Source organism: Pseudomonas arsenicoxydans (genome assembly GCF_900103875.1).
GTDB classification, from domain to species: Bacteria; Pseudomonadota; Gammaproteobacteria; order Pseudomonadales; family Pseudomonadaceae; genus Aquipseudomonas; species Aquipseudomonas arsenicoxydans.
The window spans coordinates 4,358,015-4,378,424 of record NZ_LT629705.1; the positions used below are offsets into that span (position 1 = coordinate 4,358,015).

The 20,410-nt window shown below is 58.9% G+C and carries 17 protein-coding genes; 1 reads left to right on the forward strand and 16 read right to left on the reverse strand.

Annotated elements, in window-relative coordinates; all coding sequences use genetic code 11:
• Positions 1-9: 9 nt before the first annotated feature.
• The 9 genes from BLQ41_RS20425 to arnB are packed head-to-tail and all read right to left on the reverse strand — an operon-like array spanning position 10 to position 10,417.
• The gene (locus BLQ41_RS20425; protein WP_090183648.1) at positions 10-1,608 is read right to left on the reverse strand and encodes an ArnT family glycosyltransferase; all 1,599 of its coding nucleotides are present in this window, start codon (positions 1,606-1,608) and stop codon (positions 10-12) included.
• Entirely contained in the window at positions 1,605-2,984 is a 1,380-nt protein-coding gene (locus BLQ41_RS20430; protein ID WP_090183649.1) for a UDP-glucose dehydrogenase family protein, read from the reverse strand. The genes BLQ41_RS20425 and BLQ41_RS20430 overlap by 4 nt, the downstream gene beginning before the upstream one ends.
• Positions 2,981-3,382 carry a 4-amino-4-deoxy-L-arabinose-phosphoundecaprenol flippase subunit ArnF gene (gene arnF / locus BLQ41_RS20435; RefSeq protein WP_090183651.1) on the reverse strand — a complete coding sequence of 134 codons (402 nt, stop codon included), beginning with the start codon at positions 3,380-3,382 and terminating at the stop codon, positions 2,981-2,983. Before arnF ends, BLQ41_RS20430 begins: the two co-directional genes overlap by 4 nt.
• A complete protein-coding gene (arnE, locus tag BLQ41_RS20440) occupies positions 3,379-3,723 on the reverse strand; it encodes a 4-amino-4-deoxy-L-arabinose-phosphoundecaprenol flippase subunit ArnE (protein ID WP_090183652.1) in 345 nt (114 codons plus the stop codon). Before arnE ends, arnF begins: the two co-directional genes overlap by 4 nt.
• Positions 3,720-5,369, reverse strand: a complete 1,650-nt coding sequence (gene arnT, locus BLQ41_RS20445; RefSeq protein WP_090183653.1) for a lipid IV(A) 4-amino-4-deoxy-L-arabinosyltransferase — start codon at positions 5,367-5,369, stop codon at positions 3,720-3,722. The genes arnE and arnT (BLQ41_RS20445) overlap by 4 nt, the downstream gene beginning before the upstream one ends.
• Complete coding sequence (gene arnD, locus BLQ41_RS20450; protein WP_090183655.1) at positions 5,366-6,250, reverse strand: 4-deoxy-4-formamido-L-arabinose-phosphoundecaprenol deformylase; 885 nt, start codon at positions 6,248-6,250, stop codon at positions 5,366-5,368. Before arnD ends, arnT (BLQ41_RS20445) begins: the two co-directional genes overlap by 4 nt.
• Positions 6,250-8,256: a bifunctional UDP-4-amino-4-deoxy-L-arabinose formyltransferase/UDP-glucuronic acid oxidase ArnA gene (gene arnA / locus BLQ41_RS20455; RefSeq protein WP_090183656.1), complete on the reverse strand. Its 2,007-nt coding sequence runs from the start codon at positions 8,254-8,256 to the stop codon at positions 6,250-6,252. The genes arnD and arnA overlap by 1 nt, the downstream gene beginning before the upstream one ends.
• Complete coding sequence (arnC, locus tag BLQ41_RS20460) at positions 8,253-9,272, reverse strand: undecaprenyl-phosphate 4-deoxy-4-formamido-L-arabinose transferase (protein ID WP_090183658.1); 1,020 nt, start codon at positions 9,270-9,272, stop codon at positions 8,253-8,255. The genes arnA and arnC overlap by 4 nt, the downstream gene beginning before the upstream one ends.
• Positions 9,269-10,417, reverse strand: a complete 1,149-nt coding sequence (gene arnB / locus BLQ41_RS20465; protein WP_090183660.1) for a UDP-4-amino-4-deoxy-L-arabinose aminotransferase — start codon at positions 10,415-10,417, stop codon at positions 9,269-9,271. Before arnB ends, arnC begins: the two co-directional genes overlap by 4 nt.
• Positions 10,418-10,854: 437 nt before the next feature.
• Between arnB and BLQ41_RS20470 the strand changes: the two genes are divergently transcribed.
• Complete coding sequence (locus BLQ41_RS20470) at positions 10,855-11,745, forward strand: site-specific integrase (protein WP_090183662.1); 891 nt, start codon at positions 10,855-10,857, stop codon at positions 11,743-11,745.
• 10 nt (positions 11,746-11,755) lie between these two features.
• On the opposite strand, the gene BLQ41_RS20475 is transcribed toward BLQ41_RS20470, so the two are convergent.
• The 7 genes from BLQ41_RS20475 to BLQ41_RS20505 form a co-directional block, all read right to left on the reverse strand.
• Positions 11,756-12,826 carry an ABC transporter ATP-binding protein gene (locus BLQ41_RS20475; protein WP_090183663.1) on the reverse strand — a complete coding sequence of 357 codons (1,071 nt, stop codon included), beginning with the start codon at positions 12,824-12,826 and terminating at the stop codon, positions 11,756-11,758.
• Positions 12,823-14,421 (reverse strand): ABC transporter permease, encoded by a 1,599-nt coding sequence (locus BLQ41_RS20480; RefSeq protein ID WP_090188698.1) that lies wholly within the window; start codon positions 14,419-14,421, stop codon positions 12,823-12,825. The genes BLQ41_RS20475 and BLQ41_RS20480 overlap by 4 nt, the downstream gene beginning before the upstream one ends.
• Before the next feature lie 3 nt (positions 14,422-14,424).
• Positions 14,425-15,438 carry an iron ABC transporter substrate-binding protein gene (locus BLQ41_RS20485; RefSeq protein ID WP_090183665.1) on the reverse strand — a complete coding sequence of 338 codons (1,014 nt, stop codon included), beginning with the start codon at positions 15,436-15,438 and terminating at the stop codon, positions 14,425-14,427.
• Between the two features lie 188 nt (positions 15,439-15,626).
• Positions 15,627-17,153, reverse strand: a complete 1,527-nt coding sequence (locus BLQ41_RS20490; RefSeq protein ID WP_090183667.1) for an ArnT family glycosyltransferase — start codon at positions 17,151-17,153, stop codon at positions 15,627-15,629.
• Between the two features lie 43 nt (positions 17,154-17,196).
• Complete coding sequence (arnT, locus tag BLQ41_RS20495) at positions 17,197-18,897, reverse strand: lipid IV(A) 4-amino-4-deoxy-L-arabinosyltransferase (RefSeq protein ID WP_090183669.1); 1,701 nt, start codon at positions 18,895-18,897, stop codon at positions 17,197-17,199.
• Between the two features lie 87 nt (positions 18,898-18,984).
• Positions 18,985-19,620: a lipopolysaccharide core heptose(II)-phosphate phosphatase PmrG gene (gene pmrG, locus BLQ41_RS20500; RefSeq protein ID WP_090183670.1), complete on the reverse strand. Its 636-nt coding sequence runs from the start codon at positions 19,618-19,620 to the stop codon at positions 18,985-18,987.
• 217 nt (positions 19,621-19,837) lie between these two features.
• Positions 19,838-20,398, reverse strand: coding sequence for a PqiC family protein (locus BLQ41_RS20505; protein ID WP_090183672.1), 561 nt, complete (start codon positions 20,396-20,398; stop codon positions 19,838-19,840).
• Positions 20,399-20,410 lie beyond the last annotated feature (12 nt).

Sequence of the window (20,410 nt, forward strand, 5' to 3'; positions counted from 1 at the left end):
TTGACGGGTTTATGGTTTGAGCAAGTGCAGCAATACGAAGTCGTTTTTATCGAAACGCCCACTTAATGCCGGTTCCAAGTTGCCCAAGGGAGTGCCTTTCAAGGCGTTGTAATAGAGGCGGTCCATCATCAACCACGCGGGCCCCTGAATACTCTCAAGTTCCTGTGCCGATTCGGTAAACACCGGTTGCAGGTCCTGTTCGATATTGACCATGAACTTGATCGCCTTCGCATCCTTGCCCATGCCGTGCATCACCAGTGGCGCTGGATCTTTCTGTACGAGCGCGAACGCGTCACGGCTAAAGGATTGGGTGTCATAAAGCCTGCGTTCAACCGGTTCGAATACCACGATGTAAACCGACCAGAGCGCCAGCACCGAACACAATGCCAATAATTGTGCCCGCCACCGGGGCCTGAAAAATGTCGCCACGGCAATCGCTTGCAGCGCGGCGAGAAAGATCAATATGCCGGTAATCGAAGGCAGTTCCTCGGGAAAACGTCGATGGGCAACCAGCAACAGCACGCCCAAAAGCACCGGAGTCAGCAACCACACGCCTTCCATAAACCCGCGCAACCCGGCAAACATTCGACCCTGTACCACCTGAAAGGGATACGCCGCAATGATCGCCGCCATAGGCAACATCGGCAGCAGGTAGCGGGCTTTTTTCGCCTGGGGGATCGACAGCCCGACCATCACGATCAACGCCGCTGCCGTGCAGTATTGCAACAAGCGCAGCTCGGGGCCGGCCTGACGCGGATTCGTCAGCCAGACCGCAGCCAATGCCAGGAGAGCCAATGGATAGGCGAGAGCATAGTTGCCGAGCGAGCTGGTGAAATAATACAGCGAACCACTGACGCCTTCGCTACCGTCCATGCGTCCCAGGAACTGCATGCGTACCACGTCATGCATGAAGTCCGGGCCACCGACGGTTTCCGCCAGCCACAACACGGCACCGACGCACACCGTCAGCAGAAGCGCCGCTGACAGACCAAATCCGAACAGGCGTTGCCATTGCCGATTGAGCAGGAAATAGCTACACAACATGCCGGTCGGCACCACCAGGCCGATCGGTCCGCGAACGCCGAAGCCCAACAGCAACAGGACGAAGATCAGCAACCAGCGACGTCGCGCGCCGAAGTGATCGGCGGCGTATCCCAGATAAAACACAGCAAACGCCACGGCTGCGAGGATCAGGTCCTGAGACACCGCGCGGGTTTCGGAGACGAAGGTGCTCGTCAACAGCATCAATGCGATGCTCAGCAGCGCCCAACGTGGGGAGTAGGGCGCCAGCAAGCGATACATCAGCGCGACGATCACCGCCGCCGCTATCGCGCTCGGCAACCAGGCTGTGAGGCTGTTGATCTGCCCAAAGGGCAACGACAGCAGCCAGATGAAGAGCGTCGAGACCGCCGAATAGTCAGCGTAGGGCTGGCCATAGGACGTCGGAAAAACCGATGGCCCATGACGCAGCATCTCTTGGGCAAACAAAACGAACCGCGAATCGAAGCCTATGACTGTCTGCTGATACACCCCTGCAATGAACAGCAGCAGCGCCAGCAGCCCTAGAACCAGCGACTGCCGACGAACAGGAGGCGATATAGCGATCAAGCGTTACCCTGATTGGACGGCCATTGCTGAAGAGGAATCGGCAGTTTGCGCGACTCGCCACGGCCCATCGGGAAGTACAGGAAACCACTGCGTGCCAGGCGTTCGGCATCGTAGAGATTGCGCCCGTCAAAGATCACCGGTGCATTCAACCGCTCCTGGATCAGATCGAAATCCGGAGCCTTGAACTGCTGCCACTCGGTACAAATGACCAGCGCGTCAGCACCGGACAGTACCGATTCCGGAGTGCCCATCAGCATCAGTTTCGACTCGTTCGGGTACAGATGCTGGGTTTCCTGCATGGCTTCCGGGTCGTATGCCCGCACGTTGGCGCCGGCGGCCCACAACGATTCCAGGAGAACCCGGCTCGGCGCATCACGCATGTCGTCGGTGTTCGGCTTGAACGCCAGGCCCCACACGGCGAAGGTTTTGCCGGCCAGGTCGCCCTTGTAAAACGCGTTGATGCGATCGAACAGCTTGTTCTTTTGCCGTTGGTTGATGGCCTCTACCGCTTGCAGCAGATCGCTGGAGCAGTGCGCCTCTTTGGCGCTATGGATCAACGCGCGCATGTCTTTGGGGAAGCACGAGCCGCCATAACCGCAGCCGGGGTAGATGAAGTGGTAACCGATGCGCGAGTCGGCGCCGATGCCCAGGCGCACCGATTCGATGTCGGCACCGAGGTGCTCGGCCAGTTCGGCGATCTGGTTGATGAAGCTGATCTTGGTCGCCAGCATGCAGTTGGCGGCGTACTTGGTCAGCTCGGCGCTGCGCAGGTCCATGAACATGATGCGTTCGTGGTTGCGGTTGAACGGCGAGTAGAGGTCGCGCATCACGTCGCGCACTTCATCACGCTCACAGCCAACGATGATCCGGTCTGGCCGACGGCAATCGGCAACTGCCGAGCCTTCTTTCAAAAACTCGGGGTTGGAGACGATATCGAACTGAAGCTTCCGGTCGATTTTGACCAGACACTCGTCGATATGTGCTCGCAACGCATCGCCAGTGCCCACCGGTACGGTGGATTTTTCCACCAGAATCGCCGGTTGCTCACGATGGCGCGCCACTGCTTCGCCTACCGAAAACACATAGCTCAAGTCCGCCGATCCGTCCTCTTGGGACGGAGTGCCGACCGCGATAAACAGTACCTGACCATGCTGCACGGCGAGTTTTTCGTCGCTGGTGAAATGCAAGCGCTTGGCTTCCAGGCCTTCGCGCACGAGGGTAGCAAGCCCTGGTTCGAAAATGCTCACATGGCCTTGTTTCAGCAGTTCGACTTTCTTTGCGTCGATGTCCATGCAGACCACGTCGTGGCCAACCTCAGCCAGCACGGCTGCCTGCACCAGACCCACATAACCGCTACCAAATACACTGATTTTCATGATGCACTCCTGAGTTCGGGCGCGCTAACTGGACGTGTGTTGATGGTGATGACCCCGAGCATTACCAGGGCCACTCCCAAGGTCTTGGAAAGACTGAATGTTTCGTTGAAAAACGGCAGGCTGGCGGCCAGCAGGTAGACCAGCGCATAGCTGATGCTCAGCAGTGAATAGGCCCGGCCCAGCGGCAGATCACGCAGGGCGGCGAGCCAGCAGAGCATCGACAGCGCGTAGGCCAGAATCGCGGCAAACACCACGGCGAGGGCCAGCTTATCTAGGGGGGCGCTGAGCCAGGCATCCGGTGACGGCAGGTGCGTCATGCTCCAGCGCATGCCCAACTGAGCCGCGCTGCCGAGCAGCACGCTGCCCATGGCGAAGGTGATTCCACGGCGCAGGCTCATGCGTGTTGCCCCAGCAGAACGACACCACCGATCACCAGAGCTACACCCAGCCAGTGGCGACGGTCGATGGTTTCATGAAAGAAAAAACGTGCAACCAGGGTAATCAGCACGAAATTGAGGCTCAACATTGGATAGGCAATGCCGACTTCAAGGCGCTGCAATACCAGCAACCAGACGAGCAGGCCCGACCCCAACGAGGCGAGTGCCAGCCAAAGCCAGGGCGAGCACAGTTTCTCACCCCAGCCAGATGGCTTGGCGCGCCAGCTCTCGACGGCGTACTTCTGGGCGATCTGTCCCAGACAGGTCAACAGGCACGCGATCAGGAGCAGTAGCAGGCTCATGACGCACCTTGAGGGAAGATCAGAATCACCAGGTTGCCTTGTTCATAACGTTTGCCATCTTTGGGCAAGCGTTCGATTTCCTGCAGTTCATCGTCACCTTTGACCCGCATCACCACGCCGACAGATCCGTTGCGACGCGCTTCGCGCATCCACTCTTGTACGCTGTCGGGGTCCACTCGCTGCTTCAAGCTGTCAGGATAGGCAAGTCCGTATTTCAGCTCGCCTATCGTGTTGTACAACGCCACGTCAGGGCGTTTCAGGCGCCACGCCAGGGCCGAAGCGGCGCCCAGGTCGTTGCTCAACAATTTACCGGTCTGCGCCAGTTCGTCGACGTGATGCAGGATGAACTGGTCAGGCGTCTTGTTGGCCACTACTGACTTGGGCAGCCCGGCGGGCAACAGTCCGATCAGCAGCAGGCTGCCAAACGCCGGTGCAGCCCAGCATTGCAGAGGGCGGAAGGCCTGCAGCAGGTTTGCCATGATCCAGCCGATCAGGCCGATGAAGACCAACACCAGATTGTGCAATTCATGGTCGTACAGCGGCTTTTTCAGTTGCAGGTAGACCAACGCGAGCAGGAGGGTCACGCCCAGGATCAGGTTGAGCAAACCGTTGAGTCCAATCACCCGACCCTGTTCCAGCTTGAGCCGGTCGGCCAACGCATGACCCAGCAGCAACGCCAATGGCAGCAGGCACGGCAGGATATAACTCGGCAACTTGCCTTTGCTCAGGCTGAAAAACAGCAGCGGCATCAACAACCAGAGCAACAGGAAACCGATGTGGGCCTGCTTGCGGGTTTGCCACGCCTGTTTCAGCGCAGGAGGCAGCAACGCCACCCACGGCAAACTGAAACCGACCAGCAACGGCAAATAAAACCACCAGGGCGCGTCATGCTGGGCATCGTCACCGGCAAAGCGGCGAATGTGTTCATGCCAGAAGAAGAAACGCCAGTAATCAGGTTCCTGCGCATGCACCGCCAGGACCCACGGCAAGCTGACCGCGATGGCCACGACAATCCCCAAAGGACCGTAGATCAGCAGCTCGCGCCAACGTTTTTGCCAGATCATCCAGGGCAGGGCGACGAGCACCGGCAGCAACCAGGCGAGAAACCCCTTGGTCATGAAACCCATGCCGCAGGCAAGCCCCAGCACCGCCCAGCCGAGCAAACGCCGGTTGCGGTCAGTGCTGTCCAGCGCAAACCACAACGCAACCAGACTGAGGTTGACCCAAAAGGTGAATTGCGGATCGAGGTTGGCGTAACCGGCCTGACCGGCAATCACCGTCAGACTCATGTACAGCAGCGCACAGGCAAAGCTCTTGCGCGGCTCGTTCCACAGGCGACGGGCGACCAGGAAGCACAGCAATACGCTAAGGCCCATGCTCAGGGCCGAGGCGAAGCGCACACCGAACAGGTTCTGGCCAAACAATGCCTGGCTGGCGGCAATCATCCAGTAACCCGCGACCGGTTTTTCGAAATAGCGCAGGCTCATGAAATGCGGCGACACCCAGTTGCCACTCAGGAGCATGTCCTGGCTGATCTGGGCGTAGCGGGTTTCATCGGGGATCCACAAACCGTGGCTGCCCAATGGCAACAAGTAGGCCAGCAGGAAAATCCCCAACAACAGCGGTAATGCCAAGCGATTGCTCATGCGTGTTGCACTCCGAGCCAGCCTTCTCGGCCTTCGAGATTGCCGCGCACGACACGGCCCGTTGGCAAGGTGGCAAGGGCCTCGGGCAACAGATTGCCCAAGGGTGTAAAACGAATGTCACGCTGGTGTGCATCGACCAGCAATTGACGGAAATCGTTAGCCATCAGAATCCCTTCTACTTCGGCATGAATAGTGTAGACGTTGAGGTTCTCTGGTTTGAATCGATCGAGAATGAACGCGTTGAAATCCTTGGCAGCCACCACTGGGCCCACCACCTCATCGAACGTCGGCAGGTCCACCGGGATCTGCGGGGCAGCCAAACCACCCTTGGCCAGAATCGGCCGAAACAGGCTTTGGCCACGACAGTCGCTGTTATAGCGAAAGCCGAACGCCTCTTTGGCCTCGATCACCCGTTCATCCGCGCGCCAGCCGGCAGAAGCCGAACACTCGACTTTTTGCCCGATAATGTCGCTGAGGGTGTCTACGCCCTGGCGGATCTGTTCGATCAACTGCGCATCGCTCCAGCGTCCGGCATTGGCTTGCCAGCCATGGTGATCCCAGGCGTGCAGGCCAACCTCATGCCCGGCCGCCAGGGTCTGGCGCATCAAGTGGCCGAGATCACGGCCAATCGATTTGCCAGGCCAGGCCGTACCGGCCAGCAAGATGTCCCAGCCATACAGGCCGGCGGCGTTGGAACGCAACATTTTCCAGAGAAATTGCGGGCGGATGAGGCGCCATAAATGGCGCCCCATGTTGTCCGGTCCGACACTGAAGAAAAACGTCGCCTTGACCTGCGCTTCATCGAGGATTTCAAGCAGACGAGGCACCCCCTCACGGGTGCCTCGGTAAGTGTCGACATCGATTCGAAGGCCTGCCTGCATCAGCGTGATTCTTCTTTGGACGACTCCGCGATTTCAAGCATGGCCTCACGCAGGAAGAAGTCCAGCGTATTGCCGATGGTCTCGCTCATTTCCACGGTCGGTGCCCAGTTCAGCAGGCGCTTGGCGTTGGCAATGCTCGGTTTGCGGTGAGACACGTCCTGATAACCGGTGCCGTAGAACGCTTTGCTTTCCACGTCGCGGAAACCGGCGAACGGTGGGAAGTTGTCGCGCAACGGGTGAGCTTCGAACTGGCGCAGCAGCTCTTCGCCCAACTGACGGATGCTGGCTTCGTTGTCCGGGTTACCGATGTTGATGATCTGGCCGTTGCAGGCATCGTTATCGTTGTCGATGATCCGCGCCAGTGCTTCAACTCCGTCGGCGATGTCAGTAAAGCAGCGTTTTTGTTCACCACCGTCGAACAGGCGAATCGGCGTGCCTTCCACCAGGTTCAGGATCAGTTGAGTGATGGCTCGCGAGCTGCCGATACGCGCCGAGTCCAGACGGTCCAGGCGTGGGCCCATCCAGTTGAACGGACGGAACAGGGTGAAGTTCAGGCCTTTCTGGCCATAGGCCCAGATCACCCGGTCGAGCAGTTGCTTGGAGATCGAGTAGATCCAGCGCTGCTTGTTGATCGGACCAACGATGAGGTTGGAGGTGTCTTCGTCGAAGTTCTGATCCTGGCACATGCCATAGACTTCCGAAGTCGACGGGAAGATCACGCGCTTGTTGTACTTGACGCAGTAACGAACCAGCTTCAGGTTTTCTTCGAAGTCGAGTTCGAATACGCGCAACGGGTTGCGGGTGTATTCGATCGGGGTGGCAATGGCCACCAGCGGCAGGACCACGTCGCACTTCTTGATGTGGTACTCGATCCACTCGGAGTGGATGCTGATGTCGCCTTCGACGAAGTGGAAGCGCGGATGTTTACGCAGACGCTCGATGGCGTCCGAACCGATGTCCAGGCCGTACACTTCGTAGCGGTCGTCACGCAGCAGACGCTCGGACAAGTGGTTGCCGATGAAGCCGTTCACACCGAGGATCAGCACCCGGGTGCGACGCGGGCCACGGCCGGACTCGGCGCCGCGCAGCATGGAGCCGTCGACCAGACCCAGTTCGTTGGCCAGTTGCGGGCCACTCAGGTACAAGCCGGCTTCGTTGCGCTGGCCGGAGGTGATCACCAGCGAATCTTCGCCACACGCGATGCGCAGCGGATCGACGCTGATGACGCGGCCCGGTTTCTGGCCTTCATTGCCCTTGGCGACTTCTGCGCTCCAGACAATCAGTTTGTGCTCGCCCACGTCGCAGAATGCGCCCGGGTAAGGCTGGGTGACGGCGCGGACCAGGTTGAACAGTTCTTCAGCCGGGCGCTTCCACTCAAGCTTGCCGTCGGCCGGGGTGCGGCGACCGAACACGGTGGCTTTGGATTCGTCCTGCGGCGTTTCGACGGCTTTGCCGGCAAGCAACTGCGGCAGGGTGTCGTGCAGCAGGTCGGTGGCGGCCTGGCGCAGTTTGCCGTGCAGGCTCAGCGCGGTGTCGCTGCGCTCGATGGCAACTTTTTTCTGGGCCAGGATTGCGCCAGCGTCGGCGCGTTTGACCATGCGGTGCAGGGTCACACCGGTTTCGGTTTCACCGTTGACCAGCACCCAGTTGGCTGGCGCGCGACCGCGATAGCGCGGCAGCAACGAACCGTGCAGGTTGAACGCGCCTTTGCTGGCCGTGGCCAACAGCGGTTCACTCAACAGGTTGCGGTAGTAAAAGGAAAACAGGTATTCAGGATTGAGTTTGCTGATGCGCTCGATCCACAGTGGATGGTTGGCGTCTTCCGGAGCATGCACCGGGATGCCTTTGCGCGCGCACAGTTGCGCAACAGAGCCGTAAAAGGCGTTTTCCTTAGGATCATCGGCATGGGTAAACACCGCGGCGATGTCGAAACCCGAGTCGAGCAAGGATTCGATGCCGGCACAGCCAATATCGTGATAGGCGAAGACAACAGCTTTTGCGCTCATAAGAGAACCTGATCTGAAGAAGTGGAAGTGAGGCCGTCAACAGTGACAACGGAAACTGGCGCGGCGGGTTGGCTGCGCAGGACTTTTTCGATGAAGAAACGTGGGCGGGCGCGGACGTCGCTGTACATGCGGCCCAAGTATTCACCCAACAGCCCCATGCCGATAAATTGCCCGCCAGTGAACACGAACAATACGGCGAACAGCACGAACGTGCCGTGGCCGGCCCAGCTGGCGCCGAACGCCAGGCGCAGGACAATCAGCGCGGTGGCAAACAGCACGCCGAGTGCCGCCATGGCGAAGCCGACAATGCTCAGCAGGCGCAACGGCGTAGTGGTCATGCATGTGATCAGGTCAAACATCAGGTTGACCAGGCGCATCGGGCTGTACTTGGACTCGCCGTGCTCGCGCTCGGCGTGCATCACCAGGATTTCCGTGGTGTGCCGGGCGAAGCTGTTGGCCAGGATCGGGATGAACGTGCTGCGCTCACGACAGGCGAGCATGGCGTCGACGATGGTCCGCCGATAGGCCCGCAGCATGCAGCCATAGTCACTCATGGCAACGCCCGTGGAGCGCTGCACGGCGAGGTTGATCAGCTTCGAGGGCCAGCGGCGCAGTGCCGAATCCTGGCGATTGTTGCGGACCGTGGCGACGACGTCGTAACCGAGTTCGGCCTGGGCGACCAGACGGGGAATTTCTTCCGGAGGGTTTTGCAGGTCAGCGTCGAGCGTGATGACCACGTCGCCTTTGCATTGTTCGAAACCGGCCATGATTGCGGCGTGCTGGCCGTAGTTGCGGTTGAGAATCACCGCGACCACCTTGCTGGACTCGCGCTGGGCAGCTTCTTCAAGGATTTGCGCGGAGTCGTCGCGGCTGCCGTCATCTACCAGGACGATTTCATAGTCATGGTTCAGTTGCTCGCATGCCGCTTCGGTGCGTCGGAGCAACTCCGGCAGGCTGTCTTGTTCGTTGTAGACCGGGATGACGATCGACACGCAACGGATCGGATACGGTTTCACAGGCGTGTGTCCAGTGTGTTTTCAATGGCATCGACAACGCGATTGACATCATCGGTGGTCATGTCGGGGAATAACGGAATCGAGCACAGGCGTGCGGAGTTCCATTCGGTGTTGGGAAGATAAATGTCAGGAAAACGCTGACGGTAGTATGTGTGCAAGTGCGTTGCGATGAAATGAATCCCGGTGCCGATGTTCTGTTCCTGCAAGGCCTTCATGAAGGCTTCGCGATCCAGACCACAGCGCTCGGCATCGATGCGCAGGATGAACAGGTGCCAGGCGTGTTGTTGCGGATAGGTCGGCATGAGCAACGGTTGTGCCTTCGAGCCTTCCAGACGCTGCAGGTAGGTTTGGGCCAGTTCGGTGCGCTTGGCGTTGATCTCGTCCAGTCGCTTGAGTTGCACCAGGGCGATGGCGGCGTTCATGTCGGCCAGGTTGTATTTGAAACCCGGCTCAATCACTTGGGCTTGAGGTTTTCTGCCGTGGGTGAGGCGGTCGTAGGCATCAACACCGAGGCCGTGAAACTTGAGCATGCGCACTCGATTGGCGAGGGCTTCGTCGTCACTGACGAACATCGCGCCCTCGGCGCAGGTCATGTTCTTGATTGCGTGGAACGAGAAGATCGCCGTTCCTTGGGCGCCGACGTGGCGACCTTTGTAAAAGGTGCCGGCCGCATGGGCGGCGTCTTCGATGACGGGGATGCCGTGCTTGTCGGCGAGCGCATAGAGCGGATCAAGGTCGAATGCGGCGCCGGCGTAGTGCACCGGAATGATTGCCTTGGTGCGCGGGGTGATGGCCGCTTCGATGCTGGACACGTCGCTCATCAGCGTGTCGCGGTCAACGTCGACGAATACGGGTGTGGCGCCCAGCAGACAAATCATGTTGGCGGTGGACACCCAGGTCTGGGACGGCGTAATGACTTCATCCCCTGGACCGATTCCCAGCGCCAGCAACGTGATATGCATTGCGCCAGTGGCCGAGGAAAGTGCCACGGCATGACGGCAGCCCACGTATTGGGCAAATTGCTCTTCCAGTTCCTGGTTTTTCGGCCCGGTCGTGATCCAGCCAGAGCGCAATACTTGCTCGACGGCGGCAATTTCTTCATCGCCGATACTGGGGCGGGAGAAGGGGAGAAAAGCCTGACTCATGGACACCTCAGGGTTGAAAAAAATTACGGACGTCCAACGTTGAGTTGTTGGATCCAAGGAAAGCTTAGACCAAAAATCAACGCTGCATCAATTACTTGAATCAGCATTGCGATGCTCAGCATCAATTGACTTTTGTCATTTGTGCCGTCAGTTTGGGCAAGGAGCAGACTTTTTTCAGATCAATCAAGGTTATGCCAGATTTTGTGAAAGGAACATGAAAAGCCGGTCGATCAATCGTTTATCTGGAAGTCATACAGGCACTGTTCAGGCTTGTGCTGCTCGTCACGCTTCTTCGAAGAACATTCCTGCGCAAGTGTCTCGCGTTAGATGAAATATTGTTGCAACCCTTAGTTGTTTTGTTCAAGTGATTCCAATCAAGGCCGTTACGTTTGACTGACTTACCTATTACCGATCCCGTCGCTTCAAAAACCAACCCGATGACCGTCTACCTGGCCCGACTGGCGCCGTCCAGTCAGTTGACCATGCGCTACGTTTTGCAGGATGCGGCCGATCGTCTGGGGTTCGAAGACATGAATGTCGAGGAGATTCCCTGGCATCAGCTTCAACCCGACAATGTCATTGCGCTGGTGGCGGCATTGCGCGCGGACGGTTATGCGCCGAACACTTCCTCGCTCTACGTCAACGCAGTACGCGGGGTGATGAACGAAGCGTGGCGCATGAGTCTGATCAGCCAGGATCACTTGCTGAAAATGCGTTCGGTCAAGGGAATTGCCGGCACGCGGTTGTCCCAGGGCCGCAACCTCAGGCGCTCGCTGATTCAAGAGCTGATGGCGGTTTGCGCGGCGGATCCGCGTCCACAAGGGTTGAGAGACGCGGCGATCATCGGGATTCTGTATGGCTCGGGGATGCGCAAGTCCGAGTCGGTAAACCTCGACCTGTCACAGGTGGATTTCGCCGAGCGCAGCTTGCGGGTAACGGGCAAGGGTAACAAGCAACTGATCAAATACGCGCCGGCGTGGGCCTTTGCCAAGCTGCAGGACTGGCTGGAGCTGCGCCGTTCGCTGCTCAAGGAAGGCGAAGTGGACGATCCCTTCCTGTTCAACCGAATCCGCCGTGGCAGTCACATCACCCGCGAGCGCATCACCAAACATGCGATCTATTACATCGCCCGGCAACGCGGAGCGCAGGTCGGCGTGAAAATCATGCCGCATGATTTCCGGCGTTCGTTCATTACCCGGGTGATCGAGGAGTTCGACCTGTCGATCGCGCAGAAACTCGCGCACCACAGCAACATCCAGACCACCGCCAACTACGATGTGCGTGATGACAACGAGCGGCGGCGGGCGGTGGATCGATTCGATCTTTGACGGGGTGAAATCAGGACTCACCCAAGACGTGGGCGTGGCCAATCGTCGAGACCTGAACCGAGCTCCCGGCGGGCGGTGCATACATGCCGGAGCTTCGCACCATCAGGGTCCGGCCAGGCTGTTCGCCAGCGGTTGCTGACTCCAGCTCCACAGTCAAGGTGCAGGTATTGCCGCTGAAATCCCTGTCGGTCACCACGGCGCGGCACCCGGCAGCTTCGGCAGGGCTGGGCTGGATGCTGATCAGTTGCAGTTGCTCAGGGCGTAACATGATTTGCGCTGAGTTGTTGTTCCTGTGGTTGTTGACCGGTATGCGCCCCAGATCGCAATGAGCCCACCCAGCCTCGATTCTGGCGGGCATGACCACGGCATCGCCGAGGAACAGCGCCGTCTGTTCATCGTCCGGATAACGGTAGAGGTCCAGCGGATGGCCTGACTGAACCAATCGACCATCGCGCATGACTGCTAACTGATCGGCGAACGACAACGCTTCGCTCTGGTCATGGGTGACCAGAATGGTAGTCACGCCAGCATCGCTCAGCAGCCTCGCAACCATTTTGCGCATGGCGCCGCGAAGGCCGGTATCGAGCGCCGAAAACGGCTCGTCGAGCAACATCAGGCGCGGCTGCTGCGCCAGGGCCCGAGCCAGCGCCACTCGCTGTTGTTGGCCGCCGGACAGTTCATGAGGCCAACGATTGGCCATGTTCGCGTCCAGGGCCACGCTGTCCATCAATTCGGCGATGCGTTGCTGCTTTGCCTCGCCTTTGGTGGACAGCCCGAAACCGATGTTGGCGGCCACGGTCATGTGCGGAAACAAGGCGCCATCCTGGGGGACGTAACCAATCAAACGCTGATGCGCCGGGACTTCGTGGGTCTCATCGACCAATGTCTGACCGTTGAGCGAGAGGCTGCCGGTGTCCGGGAACTCGAAGCCGGCAATCATCCGCAGCAGCGTGGTTTTGCCCGAGCCGGAGGGGCCGACAATCACCGTTCGGCTGCCGGTCGGCACCGTCAGACTGACGTTTTCCAAGGCTCGCTGGGAGCCGTAGAACTTGGAGATCGAGTGGAGTTCAAGAGCGTTCATCGGCCAGCCGTTCGTTTGGATTGGTGATAGAGGAGTCCGGTCAACGGGAGCGACAGCAGGATCATCAGCAGGGCGTAGGGCGCTGCGGCGGCATAGTCGATTTCACTGGTCAGCGCCCAGAAGCCGGTGGCCAGGGTGCGCGTGCCATTAGGTGCGAGCAACAGGGTCGCGGTCAGCTCGTTGGTGATCGCCAGAAACACCAGCGCGGCGCCAGCGGCTGCACCGGGAGCAGCCAGGCGCAGGGTGACCAGCCACAAGGCCTGCGCGGGGGAGCGGCCGAGGCTGCGCGCTATGTTTTCCAGCTCTACCGGTGCCTGCGCGATACCTGCGCGCAAACTGACCAGGGCGCGCGGCAAAAACATCAGCAGGTACGCCAGCAGGACGGTGATGGTGGTCTGGTAGATCGGTCGGGCGAAATGAATGGTCACGGTCACCAGGGCCAGCGCTACGACGATGCCGGGCAATGAGCTGGTGATGTAGTTGCAGCTTTCCAGCAGGCGTTGCAGACGGCCCGGAGAACGAATCGACAGCCACGCAATCGGGATGGCTGTGCAAGTGGTGAGCACAGCGCCTGCCGCCCCCAGAAGCAGCGTTTGTTCAAGCGCGGGCATCAGCTCGGCCAGGTTCCAGACTTGTGTGCCACCGGCTATCAACCATTTGCCCAACGTAATCAATGGAACACCGAGCGCCAGCACGCAGGTGCTGATTTGCAGGGTCAGCGCGAGTGCAGTCGATCCGGCGCCCAGGCGCACAACCCGTTGCTCACGTGCGCTGCCGGAACCGACCCGGGCGTAACGCGCCGAGCCGCGAGCAGCCGATTCGGCGGTCAGCATTGCCAGGCAGCACAGGGCGAGCACGCTGGCCAGCATGTGCGCGGCGGGACCGTTGAAGGTCGATTTGAACTGATCGAAGATCGCCGTGGTGAAGGTGTCAAAGCGGATCATCGCGTACAGGCCGTATTCGGCAAGCAGGTGCAGGCCCACCAGCAAGGCGCCGCCGCAGATGGCCAGACGCAGTTGCGGCAGTACCACGCGGATAAAGATCGCCCAAGGCTTGAGCCCCATCGACTCGGCCACGTCTTCGATGGCCGGGTCGAGCCGCCGCAACGTGGCGGCAACAGGCAAGTAAAGAAACGGGAAATAAGCGATCACCGAGACCAGCACCCCGGCAAACAGCCCGTGTATTGGCGGCACCAGGCTGACCCATGCATAACTGTGCACGAAGGCCGGCACCGCCAATGGCGCGGTTGCCAGCAACGACCATGCACGTCGCCCCGGCAGGTTGGTGCGTTCCGTCAGCCAGGCCAGGGCCAGGCCAAGCGCAATGCACAGGGGAATCGTGATCACCACCAGCAACACGGTGTTGATCAGCAATTCGCCGACTCGCGGTCGAAACACCAGCGGCACGAGCGCTGCCCAACCGGTCTCGATCGATACTCCGATGACAAAGGCAATCGGCATCAGTGCCAGCAGCGAAACCAGCACCGATAAACCGATGACCCACACGCCACCGCGACCCGCGAAGAGACCGCGGGAGCGTCGCCGCAGGTTTTCGGGAATCGCCGCAGGTACATTCGCGGGCAGTGTTTCAGGTATCAATTAGAGCAGCCCCGCTTGAGTCATCAGCTCCACGGCTTTTTTGCTGTCGAGTTTTGAAGCATCGACCGCTGGCGCATCGAGCTGTTGCAATGGCACCAGTTTTGGATTGGATTGAGCGTTTTTACCCACGGCGTATTCAAACGAGTTGCCGGTTTTCAGGATGTTCTGGCCGTCTTTGCCCGTCACCCATTTCAGGAACGCCTGAGCCTGTTCCTTGTGCTTGCTGGATGCCAGGACGCCGCCACCCGAAACACTGACGAAGGCGCCAGGATCCTTGTGTTTGAAGTAGTGCAGGGCGGTGTTCTTGCTGTTTTCGCCCGTTTTGGCCTGATCGCCGAAGCTGTAGTAGTGATAGATCACGCCGCTGTCGACTTGCCCGGCATTGACCGCCTTGAGCACGGCACTGTTGCCGCGGTAGGCGGTGAAATTGGTTTTCATGGCTTTGAGCCACTCAAGCGTAGCCGCTTCACCCTTGAGTTCCAGCACTGCCGCGACGATGGCCTGGAAGTCGGCACCGGCAGGCGATGCCCCCCAACGGCCTTTCCAGTTCGGGCCGGCAAGGTCCATCAGCGATTTTGGCAACTCCGCTTCGGGCAGTTTGCTCGGGTTATAGACAAACACCGTGGAGCGCGCGGCGATACCGACCCATTTGCCGTGGGCCGGACGATAAGCTTCTCCGACCTGCTCGAGGGTGGCCGGTGCAACCGGTGCAAAAAGCCCCGCGTTGTCGACCAGCACCATCGCCGGGGAGTTTTCGGTCAGGAACACATCGGCGGGGGACGCGGCGCCTTCCTGCACGATCTGATTACCCATTTCAGTGTCGTCACCATTACGCACGGTGACCTTGATCCCGGTTTCCTTGGTAAAGCCGTCAATCCAGGCTTTGGTCAGGCTCTCGTGCTGAGCGTTATAGACCACGATGCCGTCGGTATCGGCGGCATACACGTGGGCGGCGCTGATCAGCGCGGTGGCCAATAATGCTTTTTTCAGAAACGCGGGGACACGGGCGGTCATTCGGTAGCAGCTCCTGGTATTGGTCGTCCTGCAAACGACTCGCGTGTGTATCAATGCGAATCATTTGCAATTTTTTGGATGGCTGCGAATGTAGAGGGCGAAATGAGAAAAAAACGTTAAAAAAACCGTTAATACATGTCATTTCCATTCAGATTAGCAGCGCTGCTGACCATTGTCCGGTGGATTAGCTACTGAATGCCAGGGATATAGGCAACGCTCTGGTCCTCACGTCCATGAAACATACGTTCGCCATTGGTGGGTGTAGTGGTGATGATCTGATGATCTGCACTCAGGTAGTTCAACGGTAACGCATCGCCATTGCGGAACTGCGCGATGACAATGGTGCGCTGCGGATCAAAGTGTTGGCCGCTGGTGCGGTCCAGCCAGGCCATCAGCGCCTCGGTATTACCGTTGCGGGGAAAGTCCTGGTTTTCCTGCACGTAATAGAAGGGCGCTCCGCCGGTTTGCAGGTACATCGGCACTTTGTTGTCCACCTCGACCATCACCATCTTCCATTTATCCAAAGGCGCACGTTTGCTGGCCTCAAGCTTGACCGTTTCTGCGAATGCAATCACGCCACCGCCACCGTTGGTCCACGGATAGAGGACGCCGAGCACCAACACCAATAACGCAGTGGCCACGCCGAAGCCTATTTTCAACCCGCGACTGACCCTGCCGGTCTCATTGCGCTCAGCCATTCGCCGAGTGATCCACCAGGCACCCAGCAACTGGGCGAAGGGCACCAAGGGCAGTACGTAATAACTGCGTCGACTGCCACTGGCGGTGAAAAACAGCATCAACAGACCCAGGCCCCACACCAGCCGGCGGGTGTTGGGTTCCACGCTGCGCCAGTTGCGCAGCGCCAACCACAACCCCAGCAGCCAGCAAGGCGCCCATGGCAAGGTGTAGACAGGGAGGTAAATGAGGTAGGTGTAAATCGGTCCGATGTTGTCGAACGGCTGGAAAAACCGCACGACGTTTTCGCGCAACACCAGGCCCAGGCCGCTTTCGCCATAAGTCGGTGCGCCATAGATATGCGACAACACGAACGGTGTCATGTAGAACGCCCCGGCGATGACCAGGGCAGCGCACATCCGCAGATTGAGGTGGCGCTTCCAGCGACCGTCCTGCACGACATGCGGCAGCAACACCAGGCCCGGCAGAATGAACCCGATCAAGCCTTTGAACAGTGAGGTCAGGGACAGCAGCAGGAAAAAGCCCAGGTAGCGACCAAACCGTGTGTCATCCGGCCCGCGCCAATACCACCAGACTGCCGCCAGTACACCGCACACGGTGAGGATGTCAGCCGTGGCGACGCGTGCCCAGAAGATGAAATAGAAGGTGGTCGCCAGCATCCAGCCGGCAATCAGGCCGGTACCTTTGCGAAAGAGTTGCTCGCCGATCAAGTACACGAACCAGACGCTGAGCCACGCGGCAATGACCGAGGACAGGCGCAATGACCAGTGGTTCAAGCCACCGATCAGCCACGCGGTCGCCGTGATCAGCCAGTAGGAGGGCAGTGGTTTGTCGTAATACGGACCGCCCTTGAGATACGGATCGTAATAGTCACCGCTCTGCAGCATCTGCAACGCGATGTTCGCCCACCGGGTTTCCGCCCCCCACAACTCCCGACTGCCCAGCCCCAGTAGCAACATCAGCGCGCACGCGCCCAACAGGAGCGCTAATGCGCCCCTGTCACTTCTCCAAAACTTCATGCCGGGTTTCCTGTAGGTGCAGCGCTGATGGGGCGTTAGCTCGTCAAGGTTGGCTTTGCGGGAAGATCAGAATCTCCAGGTTGCCGCGTTGATAGCGTTTGCCATCGATTGGCAACAGTTCAACCTCCTGCACTTCCTGGACGCTGTTGACCCGCATCACCACACCGACAGCACCTTTCTTGCGCGCTTCGGTCATCCATTGCCCCACATTGTCCATCGTCACCTTGCGCGATGCCATGGCGGGGTCCTCGAGACCGTATTTCAGCTCGCCGATGGTGTTGAACAGGTCGACCTGCGGCCGCTTCAGCCGCCAGGACAAGGCCGATGCCGCGCCCAGGTCATTACTGAGCAAGGAGGATGTCTGGCTTAACGCTTCCAGGTGCTCGGCAATAAACTGGTCAGGCATCTTGCTATTGACGATCTGGGACGGCATCGCCGCCGGTAACAATGCCACCAGCAACCAGATTCCAAGGGCCGGCATGGCCCAGAACAACAGGGGACGCAGAACTTGCAAGGCGTTGGCAATGATCCAGCCGATCAAGGCGAAGAACATCAGGGACAGACTGAACATCTCGGTGTTTGCGTAGATCTCTTTGGTGGTCTGCAGATACAGCAGCGCGATCAGGGCAGCGGTGGCGATAACGACATTGACCACGCCGTTGATGCGAATCGGCTTGCCGCGCTCCTGGCTCAGCATGTCGATGATTGCGTGTCCCATCATCAAGGCCAGAGGCAAGAGGCACGGCATGATGTAAGTCGGTAGCTTGCCGCTGCTCAAACTGAAGAAGGCCAGGGGCAGGAGCATCCAGAGCAGCAGGAAGCCCATGACCGGTTGGCGCTTGTGTTTCCAGGCACTGATGAGTGTATTGGGCAACAGCACCGCCCACGGCAGGCTCGATGCAAGCAGCAGCGGAAGGTAAAACCACCATGGTCGAGCGTGCTGTGCATCGTCGGCGGAGAAGCGGCGGATGTGTTCGTTCCAGAAGAAAAACCGCCAGAAATCGGGTTCCTGATGGTGAATGGCGAGCACCCACGGCAGACTTACCAGCGCCGCCACGACGATCGCCAGTGGACCGTAACGCAACAGTTCACCCAGTCGGCGCTGCCAGATCATGTAGGGCAGGGCGATCAATACCGGCAACAGCCAGGCAAGAAAGCCCTTGGTCATGAAGCCCATGCCACAGGCAACGCCCAACAAGGCCCAGGCCCCCATTTTGCCGCGAGAAGACTGGCTATCGAGGGCAAACCACAAGGCGACAAGGCTCAAGTTGACCCAGAGCGTGAATTGCGGATCGAGGTTGGCGTACCCGGCTTGTCCCGCAATCAGGCCGAAACTCATGTAGAGCATTGCGCAGGCGAAACTTTTGCGCGGATCGTTCCAGAATCGCTGGGCAATCCGATACGTCAGCCAGATACTCAGCCCGGTACTCAGTGCTGAGGCAATGCGCACGCCGAACAGGTTGTCGCCAAACACGGCCTGTCCGATGGCGATCATCCAGTAACCGGCAATGGGTTTTTCGAAGTAACGAATGCCCATGAAATGCGGAGAAATCCAGTTGCCGCTGAGGAGCATTTCCTGGCTGATCTGGGCGTAGCGGGTTTCGTCGGGGATCCACAGGCCGTGGGTCACCATCGGTAACAGGTAGAACACTACGAATGCCAACACCAAGCCGGGCAGTAGCCAGCGGTCGACCGGAGTGGACGCACGGGAAATGGTGTTGGGCAGGGCATTACGAGACGTCATTTTTCGTCCTTGGCGTTTTACGCGAGAGCGTAATCTGAATATCGAAAATAACTAAAATCGCGAGGCTGCTGTAGTCGTTACAGTTCTCTACTGGACGCTGCTGTCTTGCAGCAGAGCATTCCAGTCATTGGCCTTCACGATCCCAAGTATTTTAAGTTGTCCGTTCACGTCAATGTGGACGAACAAAGAACTGCCATATTCGCTTGTTGCCGCATGAGGGTAGCCGGTTTGTGCTTCAAAATCGCTGATGCAGCCACTATGGGTGACCAGCACCAGATTCTGGTGAGCACGTTTGTGGGCCACGACATCGTTACGCAGGGTTTTGCCACAAGTGGCCAGCCAGTCCTGAGCCATCGCATCTTTGCCGAACATCGCGTGTGAAGTTTGCGCCGTGCGAGTGACCGGGCTGCTCAACACATCAGCCTGCGCCATGCCCAGCCGATTGAAACCTTGGCCCACGGCGATGGCGGCGTCGTTACCCACTTGGGTAATGCCGTCCGCCGGGCCAAAGCACGGGTTGCTGGAGCGGTCGCAACGCTCGGTATGACGAACCAGTACAACCACTTCGCCGGCTTGCCAGTGCCGCAACAATTGAGTTGCGTCTTCGGAGTTGGCAGGGCCCAGATTAGCTGGCGATCTTGACCACAAGGCGAAGCCTGAAACCAATGCAACCACTACGAGGGCTGCGCTGAGTGACGCCAGTTTTATTAACCGAGAAGTCATGAGTTGTTCGTTATCTAAGGGTGGGAACGATGCGCCTAAAACTAAATCCGCCCAGGTAGCGGAGGAGTGAAACGAATGTGAAAAAATTGCAGAGACCTTGCCGGAGCGGCATTAATAAGTTGTTGCAAATTGTTATCTCCTACGTTTTTACGTAAATCGGACGCGCACAAACTTGCGCACCGTCGAGTTTGAGGGTGCCTCACTTGCAGCGCTCGGTTCAGGGGGAAGCAGGGCAACCCCGCGAGGGGGCTTTGGCCGATTGGCTGATGAGCGCGGTCAGGTGTTTCACGTTGTTCTGATGGGCGACCACCAAATCATCGATGCTCGGGCCTGAAGGGGTCTGAAAGGTACTGCGGCACGTCACCAGTGTGTTGTCGGCATCACCGGGATTGCGCAGACGCCATTTGACGTCGATCAGGGCATATTGGCCAGGTATCGAATCAAAGCGTTGAACATCCACGCGCAATGACACTTTGTGCTGCAGATTGCTGTTGATCAGTTGGTCCACCAGCGCGCTGCTCAATTCATCCGCCAGGCTCGCACCCCACCACTCGGTTTCAAGAATGGCCAGCCCACTGCTGCCCTGACGGATGACGATCTGCGGGCGATCGACTTGCGGCGGCACAGTAATGCTCTCGATCACGACATCCGCAGCGTTGCCCCTGGCTGTTCCTCCCGGCTGCGCCGGAATCAGGGTGTGAAAATGAATCGGCTCACTGCGGCACGCGGCCAGCAGCAACAGCGCGCAGACCAAGGTGATTTTCAGCTTCAAAGCCATGGGTATTGCTCC